23 protein-coding genes are annotated in these 20,224 nt (G+C 73.2%); 12 read left to right on the forward strand and 11 right to left on the reverse strand.

The features are described 5' to 3' along the window. Nucleotides 1-97 precede the first annotated feature (97 nt). On the reverse strand, nt 98-2,485 hold the full coding sequence (locus tag HD593_RS22720) for an ABC transporter permease (RefSeq protein ID WP_221524895.1): 2,388 nt from the start codon (nt 2,483-2,485) through the stop codon (nt 98-100). Beyond that, nucleotides 2,482-3,177 carry an ABC transporter ATP-binding protein gene (locus HD593_RS22725; protein WP_185104143.1) on the reverse strand — a complete coding sequence of 232 codons (696 nt, stop codon included), beginning with the start codon at nt 3,175-3,177 and terminating at the stop codon, nt 2,482-2,484. The genes HD593_RS22720 and HD593_RS22725 overlap by 4 nt, the downstream gene beginning before the upstream one ends. A 107-nt stretch (nt 3,178-3,284) precedes the next feature. Between HD593_RS22725 and HD593_RS22730 the strand changes: the two genes are divergently transcribed. Together HD593_RS22730 and HD593_RS22735 are read left to right on the forward strand one after the other, a co-directional pair. Beyond that, nucleotides 3,285-4,133, forward strand: a complete 849-nt coding sequence (locus HD593_RS22730) for a sensor histidine kinase (protein WP_221524896.1) — start codon at nt 3,285-3,287, stop codon at nt 4,131-4,133. Further along, nucleotides 4,130-4,807 (forward strand): response regulator, encoded by a 678-nt coding sequence (locus HD593_RS22735; RefSeq protein WP_185104144.1) that lies wholly within the window; start codon nt 4,130-4,132, stop codon nt 4,805-4,807. The genes HD593_RS22730 and HD593_RS22735 overlap by 4 nt, the downstream gene beginning before the upstream one ends. 4 nt (nt 4,808-4,811) lie before the next feature. Here HD593_RS22735 and HD593_RS22740 read toward each other — a convergent pair whose 3' ends face one another. Continuing rightward, on the reverse strand, nt 4,812-5,465 hold the full coding sequence (locus tag HD593_RS22740) for a hypothetical protein (RefSeq protein ID WP_221524897.1): 654 nt from the start codon (nt 5,463-5,465) through the stop codon (nt 4,812-4,814). A 38-nt stretch (nt 5,466-5,503) separates the two neighbouring features. Between HD593_RS22740 and HD593_RS22745 the strand changes: the two genes are divergently transcribed. From HD593_RS22745 to HD593_RS22775, 7 genes are all read left to right on the forward strand, one after another. Further along, complete coding sequence (locus HD593_RS22745; protein ID WP_185104145.1) at nt 5,504-5,644, forward strand: hypothetical protein; 141 nt, start codon at nt 5,504-5,506, stop codon at nt 5,642-5,644. Between the two features lie 41 nt (nt 5,645-5,685). Next, complete coding sequence (locus HD593_RS22750; RefSeq protein ID WP_185104146.1) at nt 5,686-5,850, forward strand: AAA family ATPase; 165 nt, start codon at nt 5,686-5,688, stop codon at nt 5,848-5,850. Beyond that, nucleotides 5,847-6,545: a hypothetical protein gene (locus tag HD593_RS22755; protein ID WP_185104147.1), complete on the forward strand. Its 699-nt coding sequence runs from the start codon at nt 5,847-5,849 to the stop codon at nt 6,543-6,545. Before HD593_RS22750 ends, HD593_RS22755 begins: the two co-directional genes overlap by 4 nt. Before the next feature lie 126 nt (nt 6,546-6,671). After that, a complete protein-coding gene (locus HD593_RS22760) occupies nt 6,672-7,085 on the forward strand; it encodes a TOBE domain-containing protein (protein WP_185104148.1) in 414 nt (137 codons plus the stop codon). Nucleotides 7,086-7,099: 14 nt separating this feature from the next. Beyond that, on the forward strand, nt 7,100-7,894 hold the full coding sequence (modA, locus tag HD593_RS22765; RefSeq protein ID WP_379478807.1) for a molybdate ABC transporter substrate-binding protein: 795 nt from the start codon (nt 7,100-7,102) through the stop codon (nt 7,892-7,894). A gap of 5 nt (nt 7,895-7,899) precedes the next feature. Continuing rightward, complete coding sequence (locus tag HD593_RS22770; RefSeq protein ID WP_185104149.1) at nt 7,900-8,733, forward strand: ABC transporter permease; 834 nt, start codon at nt 7,900-7,902, stop codon at nt 8,731-8,733. Then, nucleotides 8,730-9,761, forward strand: coding sequence for an ABC transporter ATP-binding protein (locus HD593_RS22775; protein WP_185104150.1), 1,032 nt, complete (start codon nt 8,730-8,732; stop codon nt 9,759-9,761). The genes HD593_RS22770 and HD593_RS22775 overlap by 4 nt, the downstream gene beginning before the upstream one ends. Before the next feature lie 25 nt (nt 9,762-9,786). Here HD593_RS22775 and HD593_RS22780 read toward each other — a convergent pair whose 3' ends face one another. The 8 genes from HD593_RS22780 to HD593_RS22815 all read right to left on the reverse strand — a co-directional run bounded on the left by HD593_RS22780 (nt 9,787) and on the right by HD593_RS22815 (nt 16,123). Beyond that, nucleotides 9,787-10,161, reverse strand: a complete 375-nt coding sequence (locus HD593_RS22780) for a gamma-glutamylcyclotransferase family protein (protein WP_221524898.1) — start codon at nt 10,159-10,161, stop codon at nt 9,787-9,789. A gap of 73 nt (nt 10,162-10,234) precedes the next feature. Beyond that, complete coding sequence (locus HD593_RS22785; protein WP_185104152.1) at nt 10,235-11,428, reverse strand: flavin-dependent oxidoreductase; 1,194 nt, start codon at nt 11,426-11,428, stop codon at nt 10,235-10,237. 330 nt (nt 11,429-11,758) lie between these two features. Then, nucleotides 11,759-13,123: a TrpB-like pyridoxal phosphate-dependent enzyme gene (locus tag HD593_RS22790; protein WP_185104153.1), complete on the reverse strand. Its 1,365-nt coding sequence runs from the start codon at nt 13,121-13,123 to the stop codon at nt 11,759-11,761. Between the two features lie 8 nt (nt 13,124-13,131). Continuing rightward, nucleotides 13,132-13,803: a transglutaminase-like domain-containing protein gene (locus tag HD593_RS22795; protein WP_185104154.1), complete on the reverse strand. Its 672-nt coding sequence runs from the start codon at nt 13,801-13,803 to the stop codon at nt 13,132-13,134. Beyond that, nucleotides 13,800-14,954, reverse strand: coding sequence for an acyl-CoA dehydrogenase family protein (locus HD593_RS22800; RefSeq protein WP_185104155.1), 1,155 nt, complete (start codon nt 14,952-14,954; stop codon nt 13,800-13,802). The genes HD593_RS22795 and HD593_RS22800 overlap by 4 nt, the downstream gene beginning before the upstream one ends. Nucleotides 14,955-14,969: 15 nt before the next feature. Then, a complete protein-coding gene (locus tag HD593_RS22805; RefSeq protein WP_185104156.1) occupies nt 14,970-15,344 on the reverse strand; it encodes an ectoine synthase in 375 nt (124 codons plus the stop codon). Further along, entirely contained in the window at nt 15,341-15,610 is a 270-nt protein-coding gene (locus HD593_RS22810) for an acyl carrier protein (RefSeq protein ID WP_221524899.1), read from the reverse strand. Before HD593_RS22810 ends, HD593_RS22805 begins: the two co-directional genes overlap by 4 nt. A 102-nt stretch (nt 15,611-15,712) precedes the next feature. Beyond that, nucleotides 15,713-16,123 carry a hypothetical protein gene (locus HD593_RS22815; RefSeq protein ID WP_185104158.1) on the reverse strand — a complete coding sequence of 137 codons (411 nt, stop codon included), beginning with the start codon at nt 16,121-16,123 and terminating at the stop codon, nt 15,713-15,715. 254 nt (nt 16,124-16,377) lie between these two features. On the opposite strand from HD593_RS22815, the gene HD593_RS22820 reads away from it, so the two are divergent. From HD593_RS22820 to HD593_RS22830, 3 genes are all read left to right on the forward strand, one after another. Further along, nucleotides 16,378-17,271, forward strand: coding sequence for a DMT family transporter (locus tag HD593_RS22820; protein ID WP_185104159.1), 894 nt, complete (start codon nt 16,378-16,380; stop codon nt 17,269-17,271). 109 nt (nt 17,272-17,380) lie between these two features. Continuing rightward, nucleotides 17,381-18,835 carry an AMP-binding protein gene (locus HD593_RS22825; RefSeq protein ID WP_185104160.1) on the forward strand — a complete coding sequence of 485 codons (1,455 nt, stop codon included), beginning with the start codon at nt 17,381-17,383 and terminating at the stop codon, nt 18,833-18,835. A 66-nt stretch (nt 18,836-18,901) separates the two neighbouring features. After that, nucleotides 18,902-20,215, forward strand: coding sequence for a cation:proton antiporter (locus tag HD593_RS22830; RefSeq protein WP_185104161.1), 1,314 nt, complete (start codon nt 18,902-18,904; stop codon nt 20,213-20,215). Nucleotides 20,216-20,224: the final 9 nt, after the last annotated feature.

Below are 20,224 nucleotides of genomic sequence, written 5' to 3' on the forward strand. Positions count from 1 at the left end.
TTCCTCCTCGATGTGCGATGGGGGCGCGGATCGAAGGGCGTCCCGCGCCGGACGTACGATCAGCGTCCACCGCCCCGCGGCCGCCGTCCAGCCCCGTTCACTCGTTGTGCAGCACGGTCGCGATGGTCAGCCGCGCCGCCGACCGGGCCGGGACGAGCGCGCCCAGCACCGCGATCACCACCCCCGCCAGCGTGAGCAGCGCGAGCAGCGGAGCCCGCCACACCTCCACCATGAACGGCGGCAGCGCCACCCCGGCCGCGTCGGCCATGGCCGGGACGACCAGATGGTGCGCGGCCACCCCGATCGGGATGCCCGCCAGCCCGCCGGCCGCGCCGAGCGCCGCCATCGACGTCACCATCATCGCCGTGACCTGGCGCGGCGTCATCCCGATGGACTTCAGCACGCCGATGTCGCGCCGCCGCTCCCTGGCGTCGAGCACGACCGTGTTGAACACGCCCAGCGCGGACACCGTGCCCAGCAGCACCGTCAGCACGGACGCGAAGCCGATGACGGCCACGGTCGTCGGGTCGGTCGCGGACTTGGCGACCGGGTACAGGCCGGGATCCGCCGCCCTGACCGCCGCGTGGTAGGACTCCACGTCGGTGCCGGGTGAGAGGCGGACCTCGTACTGGGTGGCCCGCTGGCCGGGCGCGAGCGCGGCCAGCGTGCGCCAGTCGGCCTGGATCAGGTCCGCGGAGCCGTCCATGGTCGCGCCGACGACCGTCGCCTCCGCCCGCCCGCCGCCCAGGGAGAGGGTGAGCCGGTCGCCGACCGCGAGGCCGCGCTTGTCCAGGAACGCCGAGGGCGCCACCACCTCTCCCTCGCCGCGCAGCCAGCGGCCCTCGACGAGCGTCTCGCCCAGCGTGCCCGAGTCCCCGCGCAGGAACCTGCCCTGGATCGGCTGCGGATGCCCCGCGAGGTGGAGGTTGACCCAGGCGTCGGCGGTGACGTACCGGGTGCCGGGCAGGGCGCGCAGCAGCGCCTCGATCCCGGCGTCGCCGTGCCGGGGCGGCGTCTGGTGGTTGCGGGCCTGGCCGGCGTGGACCACCGTGTGCACGTGGCCGACGCGCTGGGCGGCGGCGCCGTACGCGGTCATCGTCATGGACAGGCCGGCGGCCAGCGTCACCGTGGCCGCGCCGAGCACCACGGCCGCCAGCGTGAGCGCGGCGCGCCCCGGCCGCCCGAACGGCAGCCCCAGCCCGAGGCTGACCGGGCGGGGCAGCGGCGCGCCCGCGAGCAGCCGCTGGACCCGCAGCCCGCGCCCCCGCCCGGGAGGCGCGCCCGCGCTGATCGCCCGGGCGGCGGTCAGCCGGTGCGCGCGCAGCGCGGGTGCCAGCGCGGCGAGCACGGCCACGGCCGGCATGCCGGCGAGCGTGGCCGCGTACACCCAGGGGCTCGTCGAGACGGTGAAGACGCCCGCCCCCACGTCGTCCAGCAGCGGGCGGGCGGCCACGGCGCCCGCCACGGTGCCGAGCGCGGCGCCCGCCAGCGCAGGGACCAGGACCATCGTGAGGTAGACGGCCACGACCTGGTTCGGGGTGAAGCCGAGCGCCTTGAGCAGGCCGATGTGCCGGTAGCCCGCCACGACCGCGCCGCTGACCACGTTCACCACGATGAGGACCGCCACCACCAGGCCGAGCACCCCGAAGACGGTCAGGAACGGGAGGAAGGCCGCCGCCGCACGGCCCGCGTCGCGCTGGACCACCAGGTACGACTGCGAGCCCAGCAGCGCCCCGGCCGGCAGGCCCGCCGCGATCGCGGCCGTGCCCGCGCGGACCTCCGCGTCGGTGCCGGCGGCGGTCAGGCGGTAGAGCATCTGCGTCACGGCCGGGCGCAGCGCGGCGGCCTGGCCCGGGGTGACCCACGCCTCGGAGCTCCTGCTCACGCTGGAGGCCAGGCCGACGACGGTGAACGCCTGCCCCTCGCGCACCGTGAACTTCACCCCCAGCAGGAAGGAGAAGAACCCGTTCGCGGGGCGGTCCAGCACGATCTCGCCGGGGCGGGCGGGCCAGCGGCCCGCCCACAGGTCCAGCCGGTCCACCGCGCCGCCGGGGGAGGGGCGGCCGACGACCGTGAGCGGGCCCGGCGGCAGGTGCTCGAACGTCTCCGGGATCGTGATCACGGCCTGCGCGAACGGGCCCGCCGCCGCCTCCACCCCGCGTGGCAGGGCCGCGAGCCTCGCCGGCGTGACCTCGCCGGGATCGTACGAGGCCACGACGTGCGCGCCGCGCTGCCCCTCGAAGGCCCGCTCGAACGGCGCCGACAGGCTCTCCAGCAGGCCGAGCGCCACCACGATCGCCACCGTCGAGCAGAACACGACGATCCCGAGCACGAACGTCTGCACCCGGCGCCGCCGCACCGCCGCCCGCGACGCCCGCCACACGGCACCGGCCCCCTGCCCCGCGGATCCGTGCGCCCGCCGCACGGCGCCGGTCCCCTGCCCCGCGGATCCGCGCGACGGCGGCGCGCCGAGGTCCGGGCTCACGGCGTGCGTTCCAGGCTGTGGTCGGCCACCACCCGGCCGTCGGCGAGCTCGACCGTGCGGCTGGCGCAGCGGGCGGCCAGGCCGGGGTCGTGCGTGACGATCACCAGCGTCTGCCCGATCTGGTTGAGGTCGATGAGCAGGTCCATCACCTGCTCGCCCGAGCGGCTGTCCAGCGCCCCCGTCGGCTCGTCGGCCAGCAGCAGGGCCGGGCGGTTCATCAGCGCCCTGGCCACGGCGACCCGCTGGCGTTCGCCGCCGCTCAGCGCCGCCGGGTAGGCGTCCCGGCGCCCGGCGATGCCCAGCTCCTCGAACAGCTCCATCGCCCTGTCCCTGGCCTGCCGGGCGGGGGTGCCGGTGAGCTGGGCGGCCAGCGCCGCGTTGTCCAGGGCGGGCAGGTCCTCGATGAGGTTGAAGAACTGGAAGATCATGCCGATCTGGCGGCGGCGGAACAGCGCCAGCTCCGTCTCGTTCATCGCCCCCAGGTCCTGGCCGCCGACCTCGACCGTGCCCCGCGTCGGACGGTCCAGGCCCGCGATCAGGTTGAGCAGCGTGGACTTGCCGCAGCCCGACGGACCCATCACGGCGACCGCGTCCCCCGCGTGGACGTCCAGCGAGACGCCGTTCAGGGCCGTGGCCGGGCCGTACTTCTTGTGGACGTCGCCGAGCCGCACGACGAGCCGCTGAGTGTTCATGGCACGAAGCTAGATCGCGGTGCGGCGGGGGCGCATCCCACCGGGGATGTAACCGCGGCGGCCGTCATCCCGTGGATGTAGGGCCGGAGGAGGATGCCGATCGCGGCGTGCCGCGCGAAGATGATCGGGTGTGGGAATGGCTGGTCGCCGCGCTGACGCTCGCCTGCGGCGCGGTGGTGTGGCTGGCGGCGGCCCTGGTGCGTACGCGGCGGCGCTACCGGGCCGTGCTGGCCGAGCAGGGGCGGCTGCTGGAACGCGAGCGGGACGGCGCCGCCCGCGCGGCCGTGGACGCCGAGCGGGCCAGGATCGCGGCGGAGCTGCACGACATCGTCAGCCACAACGTGAGCCTCATGGTGGTGCAGGCCGGGGCCGCCAGGGAGGTGCTGCCCACGATGCCGGGCGAGGCGGAGACCGCGCTGCGGGCCGTCGAGGCGGCCGGGCGGGACGCGATGACCGAGCTGCGTCACCTGCTGGGGCTGCTGGCGCCCTCGCCCGACGGTGACGACGACGGTCACGGGGCCGGGCTGGCGCCGCAGCCGGGGCTGGGGCAGCTCGGTGCGCTGGCCGACCGGATCGCGTTCGCCGGGCTGCCGGTGGAGGTGCGGATCTCCGGCGAGCCGCGCCCGGTTCCTGCCGGGATCGACGTGACCGCGTACCGGATCGTGCAGGAGGCGCTGACGAACGCGCTCAAGCACGGGGAGGCGGCCAGGGCCGAGGTGAGCGTCCGCTACACCGACCAGTACCTGCGGGTGGAGGTCCTGAACAGCGGCCCCAGCGTCCTCACCGGCGCCACCCGCCGTCCCCGTCCTGACGGTGAGCGGACGGCGGGTGGGTCAGGGCGCGGGCTGATCGGGTTGCGTGAGCGGGTCGCCGTGTACGGCGGGGACCTCGACGCGCGTCGCCGGCTCGGCGGCGGCTACCGGGTACGGGCCAGGATCCCGCTGGAGCGCCCGTGAACGCGGCTCCCCGGGTGCTCATCGCCGACGACCAGGAGCTGGTCCGCGTGGGGTTCCGGCTCATACTGACCGCCCGCGGCATCGACGTGGCCGGCGAGGCCGCCGACGGCGAGCAGGCGGTGGCGGAGGCGCTCAGGCTGCGCCCCGACGTGGTCCTGATGGACATCCGCATGCCCGTCATGGACGGCCTGGAGGCGACCCGCCGCCTGCTCGCCCACGATCCGCACTGCCGGGTGATCATGCTGACCACGTTCGACCTCGACCGGTACGTCTACGCCGCCCTGACGATCGGCGCCAGCGGCTTCCTGCTCAAGGACGTCACCCCCGAGCACCTGGCCGCCTCCGTCCGCCTGGTCGGCACCGGCGACGCGCTCCTGGCCCCCTCGATCACCCGCCGCCTCGTCGAGCGCTTCGCCGCCGCCGACCGTGTCCCCGGCCCGCCGCCCGCCGGCGCGCACGCGGACCTCGCCACGCTGACACCGCGCGAGCTGGAGGTGCTGACGCTCATGGGCAAGGGCCTGTCGAACGCCGAGCTGGCGTACGCGCTGACGCTCAGCGAGGCGACGGTGAAGACGCACGTCGCCCGCATCTTCACCAAGCTCGCGCTGCGCGACCGCGCCCAGGCGGTCGTCGTCGCCTACGAGACGGGCCTCGTCACGCCCGGCGGCGACTGACCGCTCAGACCAGGCCGACCACGAAACCCTCGTCCTTGATCCCCAGGTACGCCCCCGGACGGTACTGCCGCATCGCCCCCTCGATGACCGGGATGTACTTGGGGCTGGACCCGAGCGGCAGCCGGTAGCCGTTCTTGACGGTGTGGAACTCCCACAGGTGCTCCATCTCCTGGTGCCGCGACCGGAACCCCTGGTCGGCCGGGAACAGGTCGAGCCTGACCATCGTCTTGCGCATGAGGTAGTCGGCCGGCTTGACCCGGCGCTGCCTCGTGCGCGAGATGCCCACCCCCGACAGCTCCGCCCAGGCCACTGCCCACGGCCTGCCCTGCGGATCGTCCCAGCGCACGCCGAAGGAGTCGAACACGAGCCGCCGCGGCCGGCCGACCTTCTTCCACGCGACGACGGGCAGCAGCCCGATGCCCAGGAACACCAGCCCCACCAGCCCGACGGCGACCGCGGTGCCCCCGCCGCCCGTGGTCTGCCCCGTCAGCGCCGAACCGATCGCGATCAACCCGATCACGCCCGCCACCGAGCCACCGGCCAGCGCCCTGACCTTGGCGTCCGCGCCGACGTCGATCACCACGGGCGGCGGCGTGAACGGCTGCTGCTGCGGTGGATGGGGGGAGTTGCGGAAGGGCTGCTGAGGGCCGTGCGTCATGGCAGGCCAGGCTAGTGGCGTCCGGCAGGGGAGCGCACGTGGCGCGGGCCGGGGCGATCGCGAGCATCGACGGGCGGATCGCGCGGGAGCCGGACGTGGACCGGGACGTGGAGCTGTTCTCCCACCTGGAGCCGCGCGACCTGGAGCACGGCGACTACCTGGCCGGGCAGGCCGCCTGATCCCCCGATCGGCTCGCCCGCCGCGGGCTACGATCGGGGTCGTGGAGCTGTGGGAGCGTTCCGCGACCCTGGAACTCCTGGACGGCCTGCTGAGCGAGAGCGCGCGGGGCGGGCGGGTGGCGGTGGTGGCCGGCGAGGCAGGGATCGGCAAGTCCGTGCTGGTCGGGGAGTTCGCGCGGCGGTGCGGCGCGCGGGCGCCTGCGTGACCGAGCTGGTACGCCGGGCCGGGCGGGACCCGGCGACGGTCCACCGGCTGACCGGCGGGAACCCGTTGCTGGTCACCGAGCTGCTCGGCAGCGACGGCGCGGCGGTGCCGAGCACCGTACAGGACCTCATCCTCGACCGGCTGCGGTCACTGCCCGAGCCCGCCAGGGATCTGGCCAGGCTGGTGTCCGCGATGCCGACCCGCGCGGACGCGGCCGTCGTGGCGGGAGTGCCGGAGCTGGTCGAGACGTGTGTCGACGCCGGGGTGCTGGTGCCGGCCTGGGACGGGGTCGCGTTCCGGCACGAGCTGTTGCGCGGCGCGGTGGAGGAGTCGCTGTCGCCCGCCCGGCGGGTCGCGCTGCACCGCCGCGTTCCCGCCCTTCTGGCGGACGCGCCCGGCATCGACCCCGGACGGCTGGTCCACCACGCGCTGAACGCGGGGGACTCGGCCGCCGTCCTGCACTACGGGCAACTCGCCGGGGCGGGCGCGGCCCGGCAGGGAGCCCACCGCGAGGCCGCCGCCCACTACCGGGCCGCAGTGGAGCACGCGGGCGGGCTCCTGGCCGGGCCGGTCGGGGAGAACCTGCGCTGGATCTCCCGGCTCGCCTGGCGCGCCGCGGCCCGCCTCGCCGAGCGCGACCGCCTCGCCGCGCGACTCGCCGCCGCCATCCGCAAGGGCATCGACCCGGCCGGATGACCCGCCGGGACGTGGCCCGACCGCTCGCCCTCTCGTGGATGCCAGGCCTAAGCCGGGCAACGACACGCGGTTGCGGCGGCACAGGGGCCTTCTGGCTGGAAAGTGCGGCGGGTAGAGTGTGGGCTTGTGACGACGTTTCGGATCAGTGAGGCCGCGGCGCTGCTCGGCGTCAGCTCCGACACCGTCCGCCGCTGGGTGGACGCCGGCAGGCTGGCCGCCGAGCGCGACGAGCACGGCCACCGGCGGGTGGACGGCGCCGACCTGGCCGCGTTCGCCCGCGCGCAGATCGAGGAGAACGACGACGGCGGCCGCTCCTCGGCCCGCAACCGCTTCAGGGGGATCGTGACCGAGGTGGTCCGCGACGCGGTGATGGCGCAGGTGGAGATCGCCGCCGGGCCGTTCAGGGTGGTGTCGCTGATGAGCCGCCAGGCCGCCGACGAGCTGGGCCTGGAGGCGGGGGTGGTGGCGGTCGCCGTGATCAAGTCGACCAACGTCGTCGTGGAGATCCCCGGTCACGAGCGCGTGGCCGGTCAGGTGTGAGGAGCCGTCCCTTGGTGTTCAGGCGTCTTTCCCGATGGGTGCTCACCCTGCCCGTCGCACTCATGGTGGCGGGCCTGGCCGGTTGCGGCTCCGGCACCGGCTCGGGTGCGACGGCCACGTCGGCCGCCGGCGCGGGGGCGAAGGAGGTGACGGTGTTCGCGGCGGCCTCGCTGACCGGTACGTTCACCGAGCTCGGCAAGGTCTTCGAGAGCGCGCATCCGGGCACGACGGTGCGGTTCAACTTCGGCTCCAGCGCCACGCTGGCCCAGCAGATCGTCCAGGGCGCGCCGGCGGACGTGTTCGCGGCGGCGAGCCCGGCCACGATGAAGACGGTCACCGACGCGTCGCCGGCGGGCTCGCCGGCCTCGTTTGCCCGCAACAAGCTGCAGATCGCCGTGCCCGCGGACAACCCTGCCAAGGTGGACGAGCTGAAGGACCTGGCCGGACCCGGGGTGAAGGTGGCGCTCTGCGCCGAGCAGGTGCCGTGCGGGGCGGCGGCGGCCAAGGCACTGGGCGCGGCCGGGCTGAAGGTCACGCCTGTCACCCTGGAGCAGGACGTGAAGGCCACGCTGACGAAGGTGGAGCTGGGCGAGGTGGACGCGGCGCTGGTCTACCGGACCGACGTGATCGCCTCGGGCGGGAAGGTGCGGGGCATCGCGTTCCCGGAGGCCGACCAGGCGGTGAACGACTACCCGATCGCCACCCTGGCCGAGGCCCCGGCCGGTGAGGCGGCCCGGCAGTTCGTGGACCTGGTGCTGTCGCAGCAGGGCAGGGACGTGCTGACCAAGGCCGGCTTCGAGGTGCCCTGATCAGGATGAGCGCTCCCGTGCAGGAACAGCCGGGCCAGGCCCGGCCGCGCCGCGAGGTGTCCTCGCGGCTGCCGTGGATCCTGGTCGTGCCCGCGCTGGCGGGGCTGGCGTTCCTGGTGCTGCCGCTGGCGGGGCTGCTGGTACGGGCGCCGTGGTCCACGCTGCCGCAGCGGCTGGCCGAGCCGCACGTGCTGGAGGCGCTGCGGCTGTCGCTGGTGACCGCCACCGTCGCGACCGCCGCGTGCCTGCTGCTCGGCGTGCCGCTGGCCTGGCTGCTGGCCAGGGTCGAGTTCCCGGGGCGGCGGGTGGTGCGGGCCCTGGTCACGGTGCCGCTGGTGCTGCCGCCCGTGGTCGGCGGCGTGGCGCTGCTGCTCGTGCTGGGCCGGCGCGGGCTGGCCGGGCAGTGGCTGGAGTCGAGTTTCGGGATCACGCTGCCGTTCACGACCGCGGGTGTGATCATCGCGGAGGCGTTCGTCGCGATGCCGTTCCTGGTGATCAGCGTGGAGGGCGCGTTGCGCGGCGCCGACCAGCGGTTCGAGGAGGCGGCCGCCACGCTGGGGGCCTCGCGGTGGACGGTGTTCCGGCGGGTGACGCTGCCGATGGTGATGCCGGGTGTGGTGGCGGGGGCGGTGTTGTGCTGGGCGCGGGCGCTTGGCGAGTTCGGGGCGACGATCACGTTCGCCGGCAACTTCCCCGGCACCACGCGGACGATGCCGCTGGCCGTCTACCTGGCCCTGGAGACCGACCCGGAGGCGGCGATCGTGCTCAGCCTGGTGCTGCTCGCCGTGTCGGTGGTCATCCTGGCCAGCCTGCGCGACCGGTGGGTGAGCGCGCCATGACGCTGGACGCCAGGCTCGTGGTCACCAGGCCCGCCTTCACCCTCGACCTCGCCCTGAAGGTCGCCCCCGGTGAGGTGGTGGCGCTGCTCGGCCCGAACGGCGCGGGCAAGACCACCGCGCTGCGCGCCCTGGCCGGGCTGACCGCCATGTCCGGCGGGCAGATCACGCTGCGCGGCAGGCCGCTGCACACGCTGCCCGCCGAGAGCCGCCCCATCGGCATGGTCTTCCAGGACTACCTGCTCTTCCCGCACCTGAGCGTGCTGGACAACGTCGCGTTCGGGCCGCGCTGCCAGGGCGTGTCCAAGGCCGAGTCCCGCCGCGCCGCCGCCGAGCTGCTGGAGCGCGTCGGCCTCGCCGACCGCGCCGCCGCCAGGCCACGCCAGCTGTCCGGCGGCCAGGCGCAGCGGGTCGCGCTCGCGCGGGCGCTGGCCGTCGGGCCCGAGCTGCTCCTGCTGGACGAGCCGCTGGCCGCACTCGACGCGCACACCCGGCTGGAGATCCGCTCCCGGCTCCGCCGCCACCTCGCCGACTTCGACGGCGTCACCGTCCTGGTCACCCACGACCCGCTGGACGCGATGGTGCTGGCCGACCGGCTGGTCGTCATCGAGCGGGGCGCCGTCGTGCAGGAGGGCCCGCCGGCCGAGGTCGCCCGCCGCCCCCGCACGGATTACGTCGCCCGCCTGGTCGGACTCAACCTGTATCGCGGCGTGGCCGGCGGGGCCCGGGTCAAGGTCGGCGAGCTGCTGCTGCACACCTCGGAACACCTAGAAGGGGCCGCGTTCGTGGCGTTCCCGCCCGCCGCCGTCGCCCTCTACCGCACCCGCCCCGACGGCAGCCCCCGCAACCTGTGGGAGGCCCGCGTCGACGGCATCGAACGGCACGGCGACAACGTACGCGTCCACCTCGACGGGCCCGTCACCGTCTTCGCCGACATCACCCCCGCCGCCCTGGCCGACCTCGACCTGACCCCCGGCCAGCGGATCTGGGCGTCCGTCAAGGCCACCGAGACCCACGCCTACCCCGCATGAACACCGGGGAAAGGCCGGCCGGCTCTCATCCTGCCGAGGAGTCATCCTCCCGTGCGCCGTGGTCCGCCGCGTACACCCACGCCTTCAGCCCGGACGCCAGCGGCACCAGGGCGCGCCGGTAGTCGCCGACCTCGTAGGCGTCGGCCGCGGCGAGCTCGGCGGGGGTGAGGCGGAGCGCGGTGCCCTCGACCAGGTCGCCGGGGTCGCCCGTGGCGGTCAGGATCGGGTGGTGCGCGGCGCCGCTGATCGCGATCACATGCGGGTCGGTGATCTCCAGCATGGCCAGCCGGTAGCCGCGCAGCCGGTCGGGCGTGCCGGCGATCTCCCTCCCGAACACGGAGAGCTGCACGTCGCGCTGGCGCAGCGTGCCGTACGAGAACACGATGACCTGGTCGTCCATGCGGTCCATTCTCCCCGGCCCGCGCGGCGCGGGACCTCGCGGGCCGCCGGCCCGGGGCCGCCGCGGCCCGCGTTCAGTGCGGGCGGCTCGAGACCGACCAGCTGCGGCGGGCGTTCAGCGTGGCCGGTTCGAAGCCGGCCAGCTTCTTGTAGCGCAGCGCGATCTCCTCGCGCTCGGCCAGCGGCATGACGTCCTCGATGTCGCCGAACCCGTGCGGCGCCCGCTCGTGCGTCAGCCGCAGGATGACCTCGGGCCCGTCACCGCGGTTGGCGAGCACGACGTTGCCGGTGACCGGCCGGCGCTGCTCCTCGTAGAACTTCAGGCCCAGGCCGTTCGCCAGCGCGTACGCCAGCACCCGCGCGTCGATCACGGCCTGGGTGCCGCCGTTGGAGCCGGTCGGGTACATCGGGTGCGCGGCGTCGCCCATCAGCGTCACCCGATCCGTGGACCAGTACGGCAGCGGGTCGCGGTCGACGAGCGGGTACTCCAGGACCTGGTGCGCGTCGGCGATCAGCGCGCGCACGTCCAGCTCGTCGCAGTGCCAGCCCTCCACGTGCGGCAGGACCTTCTCCACGCCGACCCGCTGGTTCCAGTCGCCGCGGGGCACGCCCTCGACGTGCGCGGCGCGCTGGATGGCCCAGTTGATGAGCTGGGTGCCGTCGTCACCGGGCGGCGCGATGGGGTAGATGACGAGCTTCTGAGTGCTGTCGCCGACCATGAGCATGGACCTGCCGGTCATGAACGGCTTGGCGTACGTGGTGCCGCGCCACAACACGTCGCCGCCCGGCAGCGGCTCGCCCTCGCCGGGGAAGAGCGCCTGCCTGACGGTGGAGCGGATGCCGTCGGCGCCCACGAGCAGGTCGGCGTCGTGGTCGAGGCCGGTGACGGGGGAGCCCAGCACCACCGCGCCGGGGCCGAGGCGCTCGCGTACGGCCTCCAGCAGCATCATCTGCAGCCGGCCCCGGTGGATCGAGTACTGCGGCCACCGGTAGCCCGCGGCCTGCCCGCGCGGCTCGGACCAGATGTGCTGCCCGCGCGAGGTGAGGAAGGTCAGGTCCGCGGTCGCGACGCCGATCGCGGCCAGCCGGTCGGCCAGGCCGAGCTCGATGAGCTCGCGGATGGCGTGCGGGAGGATGTTGATGCCGACGCCGAGCGGGTGGAGCTCCGCCACCGCCTCGTGGACGGTCACGTCGGAGATGCCGGCGGCGTGCAGGCTCAGGGCGGCGGTCAACCCGGCGATGCCGGCGCCGGCGATGACCACGCGCATGGAACGGTCTCCTCGAAGCCGTCTGGCGGGACACGGTCAATCCGTTCGTAAAGATACTTGAGCAAGACTTGATCGGCCAGAGTCCGGCCGCCGCCGGCCACGGGCGGACAATGGTGTGGGCGGGGGAGCCGCCCACACCGGCTCTCACGCCCCGCAGACGATCAGCGCCGCCGACCAGGGCCGCCGACCAGGGCCGCCGACCAGGGCCGCCGACCAGGGCCGCCGACCAGGGCCGCCGACCAGGGCCGCCGACCAGGCCGCCGGTCAGGCGGACGCCGCGACCGCATGCCGATGGGGGGCTCCGGCCGGAGCCCCCCATCGGGTGGTGGTCTACAACGTGGCGAGCTGCGGGATGCTGTCCAGCCCCTGCTGGAACACCTCCTCGCTGGGCTCGTCGTCAGGCAGCGTGCCGTTCAGGTACTTCTCGTACGCCGCCAGGTCGAAGTGCCCGTGCCCCGACAGCGCGATGAGGATCGCCTTGGAACGCCCCTCCTCGCGGCACCGCAGCGCCTCGTCGATGGCGGCCCTCACCGCGTGGCTGGACTCGGGCGCCGGCAGGATGCCCTCGGCGCGGGCGAACGTGATCCCCGCCTCGAAGACCGCCACCTGCCGCAGCGCGACCGCCTCCATCAGCCCGTTCTCGACGGCCTGGCTGATCAGCGGCGAGCTGTCGTGCGCCCGCAGGCCGCCGGCGTGCACCGGCGGCGGCACGAACCGGTGGCCCAGCGTGTGCATCCGCGACAGCGGGGTGAGCCGCGCCGCGTCGGAGTGGTCGTAGGCGATCCTGCCCCTGGTCAGGGTGGGGCAGGCGACCGGCTCCGCGGCGATGAGCCGGATGTCGCGGCCGTTGCGCAGCTTGTCCCGCAGGAACGGGAAGCACATCCCGGCCAGCGTGCTGCCGCCGCCGCACGGGCCGACCACGATGTCGGGGTAGTCCTCGGCGAGCGCCATCTGGGCGATCGCCTCCTGGCCGATGACGGTCTGGTGCGCGCACACGTGGTTCAGCGAGCTGCCCCGGGTGTAGCCCAGCTCGGGGTTGCTCCACGCCACCTCCATCGCCTCGGACTTGGCGATGCCCAGGCTGCCCGGGTGGTCCGGGTCCTCCGCCAGGATGGCCCGCCCGGCCGCCGTCTCCGGGCTGGGGCTGGCGGAGCAGACGGCGCCGTACGACTCCATCAGCGCCCGCCGGTACGGCTTCTGCCGGAAGCTGACCCCGACCATGAACACCTTCGCGGTCATCCCGAACATCGCGGCGGCCGACGCGATCGCGGTGCCCCACTGGCCCGCGCCGGTCTCCGTGACCAGGCCGGTCCGGCCGGCCTGCTTGTTGTAGTACGCCTGCGGGACCGCCGAGTTCGGCTTGAGGCTGCCGCTCGGCGCGACGCCCTCGTACTTGTAGTAGATGCGTGCCGGGGTGTCCAGCACGCGCTCCAGCCTGCGGGCCCGGTACATCGGGGTCGGCCGCCACTGCCGGTAGATGTCGCGGACGGGCCCGGGGATCTCGAACTCCGGCTCGGTGCTGAGCTCCTGCTCGATCAGCGGCTCCGCCATCGACTTGGCGAGCTCCGCGAGGCTGACCGGCTCGCCCGTCGCGGGGTCCAGGATGGGCGCCGCGGCCCCGAAGTCCGCGGCGATGTTGAGCCAGGAGTGGGGGATGTCGTCCTCGGACAGGGTGTATTTGACGCGCTCGTTCAAGGGGAACCTCACACGATCGAGATCTGGGCACTCGCCTCGGCTGTCAGCGAGCCCTTCACGGTTTGGTCGTGGCCGTCCAGCAGCCGGGGGTGCTCCGTCCTGAACGCGTCCAGGACCAGCTCGTACGGGAAGTCGTCGAACTCCCCGTGCCATCGCAGGAACTCCATGTGCCGCCGCCCGGACTCGTCGAACGGGTGGTAGACGCTGTCGGCGGTGCCGTCGAACTCCAGCGGCTTGAGCCGGTACAGGCGGCAGAGGGTCTTGTTGAACACCGGGGTCGCCTTCACCCAGCGGCCGTCCAGCCGGATCGAGACCAGGCCGTGGAAGCGGAACACGTCGCCGCCGACGAGCTCCTTGAGCCGCCCGGAGGCCAGGTGGTTGCGGACGTCGGCGAAGACCAGCCTGGCCGGGATGCCCAGCGACCGGGCGGCGGCGGCGTAGACGATCGACTTGTGCAGGCAGAAGCCGCTGCCGCGGGAGATGACCGTGCTGGCCCGCAGCCCGTCGCGGGACATGTCGATGTCGTAGACGTCGTAGAGGATGTCGTCCCGGACCGCGTAGTAGAGCCGTACCGCCCGGTCGGCGGGGGTCGCGGCGCCGGCGGTCGCGCGGGTGGCGAAGTCCCGCACCACGGGATGGCCGGCGTCCAGGAACGCGGTGGCGGCCAGGTCAGCGGTCATGTCTGTGACTCCTTGAGGCCGAGCATCCGCGCGATGCGGATCCGTTGCATCTCCGAGGTGCCGGAGTAGATGGTGCCGCCGACCGCGTCCCGCAGGTCCTTCTCCAGGCCGGTCTCGGTCAGGTAGCCGCGCCCGCCGAAGATCTGCACGGCCGACAGCGCCGACTTGACGTTCGCCTCGCTGGCCAGCACCTTCGCGATCGCGATGTCCGTGGTGACGTCCCGGCCGCGGACGAACCCCTCCGCCGCGTCGTACAGCCAGCGCCGCGAGGTCTCCACCCCGATCTTCATGTCCACGATCTGGTCGGCGATCATCTGGAACGAGCCGATCGGGCGGCCGAACTGGCGGCGCCGCGTGGCGTGCTCGACGCACCGGTCCAGCCGGTGCTGCATCGCCCCGACCTGGACGATGAACGAGCACAGGATCTCCCAGCGCATCACGTGGTCCAGCACCGCGAAGCCCATGCCGGGCCGGCCCAGCACGTTCGCCGCCGGGACGCGGCAGCCGCGCAGCGACAGCTCGCCGAGCGGCGAGGTGCGCAGGCCCATCTTCGGCACGTCAGCGCCGGCCAGCACCCCCTCGGTGCCGCGCTCCACCAGGAACGCGGTCAGGCCGAACGGGCCCAGGCTCGCGTCGGTCAGCGCGTACACCACGATCAGATCGGCCACCGGGCCGTTCGTCACGAACACCTTGTCCCCGTCGAGGATCCAGTCGTCGCCGTCGGGCTTGGCCGTCATGCCCATGCCCAGCACGTCGGAGCCGCCGTTCGGGTCGGTGATCGCGTGCGCGGTGATCGTGCCCCCGTCGCAGATGCCCGGCAGGTGGCGGGCCTTGAGCTCGGCGCTGCCGAAGCGCTGCAGCGGGATCCCGGCGCTGACGATCTGCGTGCAGATCGAGAAGCACAGGCCGCCGTCCCGGCAGCCCTCGCCCAGCCCCTCCAGAACGTACATGGTGCTGAGCAGGTCGAGGCCGCGGCCGCCCCATTCGGCGTGGAACGGCAGCCGCAGCAGCCCCGAGGCGCGCACCCGCTCCCACGCGCGCGGCGGCAGCCCGGAGTCCCTGTCGGCTTCGAGGTGGCCCTCGCCCAGCGTCTCGTACCAGTGCGCGAACTCGGCTCTGAGCTCGCGATGCTCTTCGCTCCACTCGTACATGCGAGATCAGATCCGTCAGTAGCAGGAGAACGCGGCCTCGTCGAGCGCGTGGCGCTCGTCGCCGCGCAGCGCGGGCGAGAAGACGCAGATCAGGCGCAGGTCCTCGCCGGGCGCCGCGATCAGGTGGTGCGGGTCGTTCTGGTCGAGGGCGTACATGGTGCCCGGCTCCAGGTCGTGCGTACGGCCGTCGGAGTCGACCACCGCGCCCGTGCCGCTGATGCAGTAGCAGGCCTCGAGGTGCTTGCGGTACTCCAGGGGGGAGCTGGTCCCGGCCCAGACGGTCGTGTCGGTGAGCGTGTACCCCATGCCGTCGTCCTCGACCAGGAACCGGTGGCTGAGCCCGTTCCCCCACGCGACCGGCTCCACCTCGGAAAGCTTGCGAATGATCATTTGAGTGTCCGTTCTGCTGGTGCCGGCAGGGCTGAGTCGACGAAATCGCGGATGGCCGCCACGGTGCGGAAGTTCTCCGGGACGATGTCGAGCTCGTCGACGGGGATACCGAAATGATCCTTCAGCCAGGAAATGAGCCTCAGCAGATCGAGGCTGTTGATCACCCCGTTGCGGAAAAGGTCGTAGTCGACCTCGAGCTCGTCGGGCGGAGTATCCGGAAGATACTCGGTCACCACGAATTCTCTAATCACCTGTGTGATGTCCACGAATCGCAGCATCACCTCTGCGCGCAGGCGGACGCATCTTTCAGAGTGCGCGGTGCCGGACGGTCACCCGGCACCGCGCGCCGGCCACGGACGAAAAATGAACTAGGCCCTGACCATGGTCGACTGATAACCGCCCCCGGGCCATTCCCAGGCCCCGGTGTTGGCCGTGCGGTCCTCGTTGAACTTGCCGACGAAACGGGCGGGCGAGCCCGGGTCGCCGTACCAGATGGTCAGGGTGTCGCCGTCGACCTCCCAGGTGTACTTGAGGATCTCGTGGGACTGGCCGAACAGGTGCGACTTGAGCGTGCCGGTCTCGGGGTCGTAGCCGATGTACTCGATCGACTTGCTGACGCCCAGGTCGACGTGCTGGACGAGGTAGAACCCGCCGTCCAGCCACTCGAACCTGACGGTGCCCTGGTCGGTCTCCTTGCCGTCCTCGAGATTCGTCACCTTCCAGGTGCCGATGAGAACGTCGAGCTGCCGCATCGCGGGATTCGGGGTTTTGTCGGCCATTGCGCATTCCTCCGTTTTTGACGACGTGGTGTGGCAGGGGCCACGGGCCAGATCGTACACTGCCACCGGATGGCCGCCAATACATGCGCAATGCCGATCCTGACCGTTCTCGGCAAATAAAGTCAAGGGTGTTGTCCGGAGAAAAGTGAGCACGCTGGAAGAAGACCCGCGACGGGCGGGCGTGCTAGTACTCGAAAGAAGTGCCTGCACGCAGGAATTCGCCGCCGGGGTGAATTCCCGGAAGGAGTCGCGATATGAGCCGCCGTGGCTGGGTGCTGTTCGCCCTGATTTCTGTCATGTGGGGAATTCCCTACCTGCTGATCAAGGTCGCGGTGAGCGAGGTGTCGGTGCCCGTGCTGGTCTTCGCCCGCACCGCCATCGGGGCCGCGCTGCTCCTGCCCCTGGCGCTGCGCGGCGGGCAGCTGGGGATGCTCCGGCGGCACTGGCGGCCGGTCATCGCGTTCGCCTTCCTGGAGATCCTCGCGCCCTGGTGGCTGCTGTCCGACGCCGAACGGACGCTGTCCAGCTCCACCGCCGGGCTGCTGATCGCCGCCGCGCCGATACTCGGCGTGCTGCTGGCCCGGATGACCGGCGGCGAGGAACGGCTCGGCAGGACCCGCTGGGCCGGGATGGCGCTCGGCCTCGTCGGCGCCGCCGTCCTGGCCGGGCCGCACCTGGAGGGCGGGAGCGCCTGGTCGATCACCGAGGTGCTGCTGACCGTGCTCGCCTACGCGCTCGCCCCGCTGATCGCCGACCGCTACCTGCGGGACGTGCCCACCATCCCGCTGACCGCGGCCTGCCTCGCCTTCGCCGCGCTCGTCTACGCCCCCGCCGCCGCCTGGACCTGGCCCACCGCCATGCCCAGCGGCTCGGTGCTGGTCGCGCTCGCCGGGCTGGGGGTGCTCTGCACGGGGCTGGCGTTCGTGGTGTACGTCGAGCTGATCAAGGAGGCCGGCCCGTCGCGCGCGCTGGTGTCCACGTACGTCAACCCGGCCGTGGCGATCGCCGCCGGGGTGCTCGTCCTCCAGGAGCCGCTGACCGCGCTGATCGTCGTCTCCTTCGTGCTGATCCTGGCCGGGTCCGTTCTGGCCACCCGCGCCGAGGGCGAGGTCACCCCGGCCAGGGAGCTGGAGGACGTACGGTCCTGACGGCAGGAACCTGCCGGTCACCGGCACGTAGCTGACGCCGATCATCCTGGTTCCGAGGTCGCCCATCGAAGAGGCTCGTGGTATCCACCACTACCGATGGGCGACCTTCATGACATCTGACCTGCTTTCCGGATTCATCGCTCGGACGAAGAACGATCCCGCCGCGCCCGCCCTGCTGACCCGTACCGGGACGGTCGCCTACGGCGAGCTGGCCGCGCTGGCCGGGCACGCCCAGGCCGAGCTGACCACCCTGCCCCCCGGCCCCGTCGCGGTGCTCGCCCAGAAGTCACCGCAGGCGATCGCGCTCGTGCTGGCCTGCCTCGCCGCCGGCCGCCCGGTGCTGCTCCCGCCGATCGACCTGGGCCCGGTCGCGCTCCGCGAGCTGTGCGAACGGGCCGGCTGCGCGCAGATCCTGGCCACCGACGCCGAGCAGGCCGAAGAGCACCCGGACCTGGTCACCCGGGTCATCACCGGCGGCACTGACGGCCCGCCGCTGCCCCAGCCCGCACCCGTCACCGCCGCGCACACCGCCTTCGTCCTCACCACCTCCGGCTCGACCGGGACCCCGAAACTGGTCCCGCTCTCCTCCGGCGCGGTGACCCGCTTCACCGGCTGGGCGGGCGACGCCTTCGGCCTGGGGCCGGGCGAGGTGGTGCTCAACTACGCGCCGCTCAACTTCGACCTGTGCCTGCTCGACATCTGGGCCACGCTGCGGCACGGCGGCTGCGCCGCCCTGGTCGACCCCGGGGTGGCCGCCAACCCGCGGCACGTGCGCGACTTCTTCGCCGCCTCCCAGGTGACCGTGGTCCAGGGCGTGCCCATGCTGTACCAGCTGCTGGACGAGGGGGCGTTCCCGCGCGTACGGCACGTCATCGTCACCGGCGACCACGCGCCGGCGTCGCTCCGCGCCACCCTGCCGAAGCGGTTCCCGAACGCCCGCTACTACAACGTCTACGGCTGTACCGAGACCAACGACAGCTTCTGGCACGAGTTCGACGCGGCCGAGGCCGCCGCGCCCGGCCCCCTGCCGATCGGCGAGCCGCTGCCCGGGGTCGTCGCCGTGTACGAGCACTCGGCCGACCCGCAGCGGGCGGGAGCCGCCGAGCTGCTGGTCCGGACGCCGTTCCAGACCAGCGGTTACCTGACCTCCGATCCAGGTACGGCGGCCGCCCGGTTCGTCACCGGCGCCGACGGGCGCACCTACTTCCGCACCGGCGACCTGGTCCGCCGCGACCCCGACGGCCGGCTGTTCCTCGTCGGCCGGGACGACTTCCAGCTCAAGGTGCGCGGCGTCCGGGTCAATCCCGAGCAGATCGAGCGCGTCCTGCTGGAGCACGACGACGTCGTCGAGGCCGTCGTCGTCCCGGCCCGCGACGGGGACGAGGTCCGGCTCACCGCGTTCGTCCGCAGGGCGCACACCAGCGGGCTGTCCGGCCTGCGCCTGCGCGCGCACTGCGCGACCCGGCTGCCGCGGGCGGCCATCCCGTCGGCCATCCGGCTGGTCGAGCACCCGTTCCCGCGCACGTCCACCGGCAAGGTCGACCGCAAGCGCATCGCCGCCTGACCGTTCCCTCGGGCGCCGCGCACCCGCGGCGCCGCCTTTCCCCACCTGTATTGCTGAGGAGAAGACATGGCTCCCGTTGCCCCCATCGGCGCCCACCAGTTAATGATCTTCCTGCTCCAGGTCGGCCTGCTGCTGCTCCTGGCGCTCGCGCTGGGCTCGCTCGCGACCCGGTTGAAACTGCCCTCCGTGGTCGGCGAGCTGCTCGCCGGCGTGCTGGTGGGGCCGTCGCTGCTGGCGCATCTCGCGCCGGACCTCCAGCAGTGGCTGTTCCCCGCGCAGGCCGGCCAGTTCCACCTGCTGGACGCGGTCGGGCAGCTCGGTGTCATGCTGCTCGTCGGGCTGACCGGCATGCACCTGGACATGGGGCTGGTCCGGAGGCGCGCGGGGACGGCGGCGGGAGTCAGCGTGGGCGGGCTCGTGGTGCCGCTCGGGTTCGGCGTGGCGGCCGGGTTCCTCGTTCCCGGAGCCCTGATCCCCGACGGGGCCGACACCACGGTGTTCGCGCTGTTCCTCGGGGTGGCCATGTGCGTCAGCGCCATCCCCGTGCTGGCCAAGACGCTGATGGACATGAAACTCATCCACCGCAACGTCGGCCAGCTCTCGCTCACCGCGGGCATGATCGACGACGCGTTCGGCTGGTTCATGCTGTCGATCGTCAGCGCCATGGCCGTGCACGCGGTGTCGGCGGGCACCGTGCTGACGTCCCTGGCCTGCCTCGTGGCGATCGTCGTGTTCGCGCTCACCGTCGGCAGGCCGCTGGTGCGCGGCTCGCTCAGGCTCGCCGCCAGGTCGGAGGGGGCCGGGCCCACGGTGGCCACCACGGTCGTGCTCATCGTGCTCGCCGGCGCGGCCACGCACGCGCTGGGGCTGGAGGCCGTCTTCGGCGCGTTCGTGATGGGCATCCTCATCGGCAGCGCCGGCAAGGTCGACGCCGCCAAGCTCGCGCCGCTGCGCACGGTGGTGCTGGGCGCGCTCGCCCCCGTCTTCTTCGCCACGGCGGGCCTGCGCATGGACCTGACCGCGCTGGGCGAGCCGCCGGTGCTGCTGGCCGGGCTGGCGATCCTGGCCGTCGCCGTCGTGGGCAAGTTCCTCGGCGTGTACGCGGGCGCCAAGCTGAGCAGGCTCAACCGGTGGGAGGCGCTCGCCCTCGGGGCCGGGCTCAACGCGCGCGGGGTCATCGAGGTCGTGGTGGCGATGGTGGGGCTGCGGCTCGGCATCCTGAGCGTCGAGGTCTACACCATGATCATCCTGGTGGCCGTCGTGACCTCGGTCATGGCGCCGCCCATCCTGCGGCTGGCCATGGCCAAGGTCGAGCGGACCGCCGACGAGGAGCTTCGCGAGACGGCCTACCGGGCGTGGGAGAAGCAGCCGTCGGCGTGACCGGCCAGG

The organism is Nonomuraea rubra, from assembly GCF_014207985.1.
Taxonomy (GTDB): Bacteria; Actinomycetota; Actinomycetes; order Streptosporangiales; family Streptosporangiaceae; genus Nonomuraea; species Nonomuraea rubra.

Excerpts from the sequence above, each read along its gene's own strand:
- HD593_RS22725 (WP_185104143.1), bottom strand. The coding sequence starts at position 3,177 with ATGAACACTCAGCGGCTCGTCGTGCGGCTCGGCGACGTCCACAAGAAG.
- HD593_RS22740 (WP_221524897.1), bottom strand. The coding sequence starts at position 5,465 with ATGACGCACGGCCCTCAGCAGCCCTTCCGCAACTCCCCCCATCCACCG.
- HD593_RS22770 (WP_185104149.1), top strand. The coding sequence starts at position 7,900 with ATGAGCGCTCCCGTGCAGGAACAGCCGGGCCAGGCCCGGCCGCGCCGC.
- HD593_RS22775 (WP_185104150.1), top strand. The coding sequence starts at position 8,730 with ATGACGCTGGACGCCAGGCTCGTGGTCACCAGGCCCGCCTTCACCCTC.
- HD593_RS22780 (WP_221524898.1), bottom strand. The coding sequence starts at position 10,161 with ATGGACGACCAGGTCATCGTGTTCTCGTACGGCACGCTGCGCCAGCGC.
- HD593_RS22785 (WP_185104152.1), bottom strand. The coding sequence starts at position 11,428 with ATGCGCGTGGTCATCGCCGGCGCCGGCATCGCCGGGTTGACCGCCGCC.
- HD593_RS22795 (WP_185104154.1), bottom strand. The coding sequence starts at position 13,803 with ATGACCGCTGACCTGGCCGCCACCGCGTTCCTGGACGCCGGCCATCCC.
- HD593_RS22800 (WP_185104155.1), bottom strand. The coding sequence starts at position 14,954 with ATGTACGAGTGGAGCGAAGAGCATCGCGAGCTCAGAGCCGAGTTCGCG.
- HD593_RS22805 (WP_185104156.1), bottom strand. The coding sequence starts at position 15,344 with ATGATCATTCGCAAGCTTTCCGAGGTGGAGCCGGTCGCGTGGGGGAAC.
- HD593_RS22815 (WP_185104158.1), bottom strand. The coding sequence starts at position 16,123 with ATGGCCGACAAAACCCCGAATCCCGCGATGCGGCAGCTCGACGTTCTC.
- HD593_RS22820 (WP_185104159.1), top strand. The coding sequence starts at position 16,378 with ATGAGCCGCCGTGGCTGGGTGCTGTTCGCCCTGATTTCTGTCATGTGG.
- HD593_RS22825 (WP_185104160.1), top strand. The coding sequence starts at position 17,381 with ATGACATCTGACCTGCTTTCCGGATTCATCGCTCGGACGAAGAACGAT.
- HD593_RS22830 (WP_185104161.1), top strand. The coding sequence starts at position 18,902 with ATGGCTCCCGTTGCCCCCATCGGCGCCCACCAGTTAATGATCTTCCTG.